The 4,487-nt window shown below is 38.5% G+C and carries 6 protein-coding genes and 1 pseudogene; 4 read left to right on the top strand and 3 right to left on the bottom strand.

What is annotated here, in order from left to right; genetic code table 11:
- Nucleotides 1-142, top strand: a pseudogene (locus AC2VE5_RS24230) (IS630 family transposase); the annotation flags it as partial.
- Here AC2VE5_RS24230 and AC2VE5_RS24225 read toward each other — a convergent pair.
- From AC2VE5_RS24225 to AC2VE5_RS24215, 3 genes are all read right to left on the bottom strand, one after another.
- The gene (locus AC2VE5_RS24225) at nt 137-580 is read right to left on the bottom strand and encodes a hypothetical protein (protein ID WP_486890187.1); all 444 of its coding nucleotides are present in this window, start codon (nt 578-580) and stop codon (nt 137-139) included. The pseudogene AC2VE5_RS24230 and the gene AC2VE5_RS24225 overlap by 6 nt on opposite strands.
- Before the next feature lie 81 nt (nt 581-661).
- Complete coding sequence (locus AC2VE5_RS24220) at nt 662-889, bottom strand: hypothetical protein (RefSeq protein WP_486890186.1); 228 nt, start codon at nt 887-889, stop codon at nt 662-664.
- 271 nt (nt 890-1,160) lie between these two features.
- Nucleotides 1,161-2,660 carry a CheR family methyltransferase gene (locus tag AC2VE5_RS24215; protein ID WP_486890185.1) on the bottom strand — a complete coding sequence of 500 codons (1,500 nt, stop codon included), beginning with the start codon at nt 2,658-2,660 and terminating at the stop codon, nt 1,161-1,163.
- A gap of 299 nt (nt 2,661-2,959) precedes the next feature.
- Here AC2VE5_RS24215 and AC2VE5_RS24210 point away from each other — a divergent pair, with 299 nt between their 5' ends.
- From AC2VE5_RS24210 to AC2VE5_RS24200, 3 genes are all read left to right on the top strand, one after another.
- Nucleotides 2,960-3,697 (top strand): superoxide dismutase, encoded by a 738-nt coding sequence (locus tag AC2VE5_RS24210; protein WP_486890184.1) that lies wholly within the window; start codon nt 2,960-2,962, stop codon nt 3,695-3,697.
- Between the two features lie 93 nt (nt 3,698-3,790).
- Nucleotides 3,791-4,252 carry a hypothetical protein gene (locus tag AC2VE5_RS24205; protein WP_486890183.1) on the top strand — a complete coding sequence of 154 codons (462 nt, stop codon included), beginning with the start codon at nt 3,791-3,793 and terminating at the stop codon, nt 4,250-4,252.
- Nucleotides 4,227-4,469, top strand: a complete 243-nt coding sequence (locus AC2VE5_RS24200) for a hypothetical protein (protein ID WP_486890182.1) — start codon at nt 4,227-4,229, stop codon at nt 4,467-4,469. Before AC2VE5_RS24205 ends, AC2VE5_RS24200 begins: the two co-directional genes overlap by 26 nt.
- Nucleotides 4,470-4,487: the final 18 nt, after the last annotated feature.

Genomic DNA, 4,487 nt, shown 5'->3' with positions numbered 1-4,487 from the left:
GTGGTTGCAAGCAAAGAGGTTTATCCGAGAGTTCTATCATCTGTGTAAATCTTTCTTTGCTGTCAAGCGCTTGTTTGAGCTAGTAACTCACCGACAAATTTTTAATTTCCCAAAGATATTCATGTATGGTGCATTTTCATGAACCATTCAGGATTGCTATATTAGCAATTGATACCCAACCAGCTTTTATCCAAGGTAAATAAGATTGTGCGACTTGCAAAACATCTTTATTTAAGCCTTCCGCAATATCAATCAGACTCCGTTCTCCATCTACCCATTGCTCTAAATGCTTACGGACTGTGGGATTAGTAATTTTATCCGCGCTGCTAGAGTAAAAACGAAGAATTGCTTCTATAGAGGGTATGGTAGGAGCAAACGCCGACAACTGCTGCTGACGGTGTTTGACATCAGCAATTAATTTAGCTGAATCTAAGCCGTGACAATCTTCGCCATGACAAAGATTGAACTCAAGGGTATTATCTAGTCGATAGTGTCCTGAGTGGGGTAAAACCTGTTCTAAAATCAGAACTATTTGCGTATGAATGAAAGCTTCCACTTGTTCCCAAGTAAATAGGCGCATTTTTACAAGCAGATCTAAAAGCGCCCGAATAGAAGTTTTATTTGCTGCTTTTTGAGTTGCTATGGCGATCGCACTTTCAGACTATTCTCGGTTTAATTTTTGTCCGAGAATTTGGACAAGTTCTTTATTGGTAGGTAAAATTACATCCCCATAGACAATCTGACCATTTCGCAACACTAAGATGCGGGATCTCTTTTTTTTTGAGGAACTTACATCAACATCTAAATACAAAATGCCGCTACTATGCTCGGTTTTGAAAGCCTCTAAAACTGTCGGTAATTGCTGCTCTTGATAAAAGTTTGAAATCATATTTTTGACGAGACAACTATCTAGTTAAGTTATCGGTAATAATATTATTCATAATCTACTTTCTGATTCTATTAATATATCGATTGAGTTTACAAGTCTATCTGTAAAGCTACGGGGATTTGGGGATTAATAATTTTTTATCGGTGCTATTACTTATAGCTTAGATTTTAATTGATGTAGTTTCTTGATCAGAAATTCATTAGAAATTCAGCATCAAAATGATACTTAACTAAATTTTCAGTAAAAACTTTGAGACTAAATTGAATAATATTTATTTAGGATAATTTTGTAGCAGTTTATTGACTTGCACCATCAATTCACTGCCAGTATTTTTACCTGGTTCTACCAAAAACATATCTGGTAGCTGATTGAGCAAATCCCTAGCAGTAGCTCTCATTTTTTCTGCTCTAATCATGTCGTCTTCACGTTGATATATGTCTCCAAGTTCCAAATAGGCATTAATAGAAGTAGGGACAAGATAAATAATTTTCCGCAATAACTTTTTAGCTTTAGTCGCATCTCCCTTCTCTTCGGCAATATGGGCTAATAAATAGTAAGGAGATAGGGAAAGAGGATCTATCTCTATTGCTTGTTCGCAATAACAAATCGCTTGTTCAGATTTGCCTAAATTTGCCCAAGCTTGCGCAAGGAGATAACACGCCTCAAAATGAAATGGGTGTTGTTTTATTACTAACTCCGCTTCTGCAATCGCGGCGGTATATTCTTCTTGATGAAATAGTATTTGTGCCTGAGTTATAGTTGCTGGCAATGTAATATTTTTTACAGTAAGTTGAGAAGTTTGAATTTTTGGTATTGAGGTAACTATTCGCTCTCTATTTATATTGATTGAAGCAGGTAATAATTGTACTGGTGTAACGCATTTATCGAGGAGTAAATCTTCTCGTTGATACACTAAACATTCAGGAAAAACTTTTGTTTGCATTTTACCCAGGTTTTGACCATGCAATTCTGCGTGTCCAGTAAGTAAATAGCCTGTGGTATTAAGAGTATGATAAAACTTGTTTAATACTAGGGAAATAGAATTAGCATCAAAATAAATAAAAACATTACGGCAAATAATAATATCCATACTATGGATATCAGAAGTAGGGTGAGGAAAGTTATCTTTGATTAAATTGCCTGGTTGAAACTTTACCATAGAAGCAACTGTTTCTTTAACTTCCCAGCTTTGCTGACGTGGTTTAAAATAACGCTGAATAAGTTCTGGTTCTACCATGCGAAAAGACCAAGAATCGTAAATTCCCCGTTCGGCTTTATTTACGGATTCTAAGTTGATATCTGTACCCAAAATCAAGATATTCCACTTGTGCAAGTCAGGAATTAATTCTTTAACAAGAACAGCTAGAGAATAAACTTCCTCACCAGTAGAACAACCTGCGCTCCAAATTCTTAGCGATGGTTTCAGTGCTTTTTGGAGGGAACAATCGCGCTTTTTATGTTCGATTATTTGTGGTAGCAAGCGATTTTTTAATAGCGTTATTTGTCCTTTATCCCGAAAAAAGTAGCTTTCTCCAGTAGTCAATAAAAGAGTAAGTGCTTTCCACTCGCGATCGCCTGGGGTTTCTAAAGTCGATTTTTTATTAATATTTGTATCTAATAGTTGATAGTATTGCTCTGGTGTGGAAAGGTTGAGCGCTCCAATCCGATTGCTTACTTTGTTGCAGAGAGCTTGTTTGTCTTGCTCGCGGATGTGCAAGCCTGTATGCTTAGCAATCAATTTAATGAAATTTTGCAATTGTAAATTGTTCATAATACATTGATTAAAATGCTTGTTGATAGTATTCCCAATTGAAAACCCAAACTAACAATTATTGAATTAAAAGATTGAGTTCTCTGGCGATCGCATCTACTGTCAAGTCACTAGGGCGCTTTGGGCTAAAACAAACCCTGACAATTAAAGAGGGCTAAAAAATTTGGGTATTAGCTTAAAAACTGTTAAAAAGGTAGATTTTCCTAGTTACCTTGTGCCATAGCATAGAGTTGTAGCAGTATGATTCATGACTGAATTTGTCTGCTCTTACAAAATGCGATCGCACTTTTACTAAACTTATGACTTTAAATCGACGCAAACTCATATTTTTGCTAGGAGCCACAGGCGGAGCTTTTGCCTTAAACTCTTGGCGCTCATCAGGGTTGATGGATGTAGCCGTAGCTCAATCTGCTCCTGGAAGTAGGAGTATTTCTTTACCACCTTTACCTTACGCTTACAATGCTTTAGAGCCACACATTGATGCTCAAACCATGCGGTTTCATCACGATAACCACCATGCAACTTATGTAAAAAACTTAAATGCTGCTTTAGAGAAGTACCCCAACCTCAAAAACCAAAGTGTCGAGCAGATGCTATCTAATCTGAGCAGTGTACCAGAGCCTATTCGTACTACTGTCCGCAACAATGGCGGAGGTCATGTCAACCATACAATGTTTTGGAATATCATGAAGCCCAAAGGCGGAGGAGAACCCACAGGAGCGATTGCTGAAGCAATTAGAGCCAACTTTGGCGACTTTGCTACCTTCAAAAAACAATTTAACGAAGCAGGCGCTAGACGTTTTGGTAGCGGCTGGGTATGGCTGGTGCGTAATGATGGCAAACTAAGAATTACAACCACACCCAACCAAGATAGCCCGCTTATTGATGGCAATTACCCAATTATGGGCAACGATATTTGGGAACACGCTTATTATCTTAAGTACCAATACCGTCGCGCTGATTATTTGACAGCTTGGTGGAATGTACTCAACTGGGATGAGATTAATCGGCGTTTAGCTCAAGCAAGTAAAGCCTAAGCTTTACCTATTGTGTCAACGACCTTTACACCCAAATTTACCTGCTTTAAATTAAGAGCAGGTAAATTTAATAACAGGTCAGAGGTAGTCAATGTGATTTATCTAGCAGAAGTGCAGAGGGATAAAACTGGGTTTAGAGGTATTCCAAGGTCAGAACTCAAACTCTTAGCTTTGCAAAAATCGCGACAAAGTTGGCTTTCCGTACACGGAGAAGATGTGATCGCTCTAGAGCAACCTCACAACTTCAATTTGGGAGGTCTAGTCATAGTTGAGCTAAATGCCCATCGACAAGTGCAAGAGATTGAAATCGCAACTCATCAATTGCCCCACATTTTGCAAAAACTTTCTTCTCAACTAGAGGCGTTCCAAAATCAAGAAGAAGAAATTAAGTTATGGCGAGAATCTTTGAATTATCAAAGTGAGGAAATGAATTGCTTCAAAATGGAAACTGAGGCACAGCCAAGAGATGCAGCGCGGACGCGAACAATTAGAATTAGCTCAAGAAAATTTGCGACAAGAACAGCAATCTTTGGCAGCAGATCGACAAAAAATTAGTTTAGAGCTAGAGCATGGGCAAAGCCTAGAGGTGCAGAGACACGAACTAGAACAACAGCAACAAAAAATTGGTGCTGACAGGCAAGAACTAGACACAGCTTGGGAAAATTTAACTTGGTTTTCGCGGAATTCCCCTTCCTCGCCGCAGGCAGGGAGGAGATGGATAGCGGCGCGAGCTTTTGGGAAGAAGGTTTCTTCCCAAAACGTCGCTTGGTAACTCCTGATCAGGAGTTAC

Source organism: Aliterella sp. E5.1, from assembly GCF_057473825.1.
The sequence above is the reverse complement of the archived record's forward strand: the minus strand, read 5'-3'. Positions and strand labels throughout refer to the sequence as shown.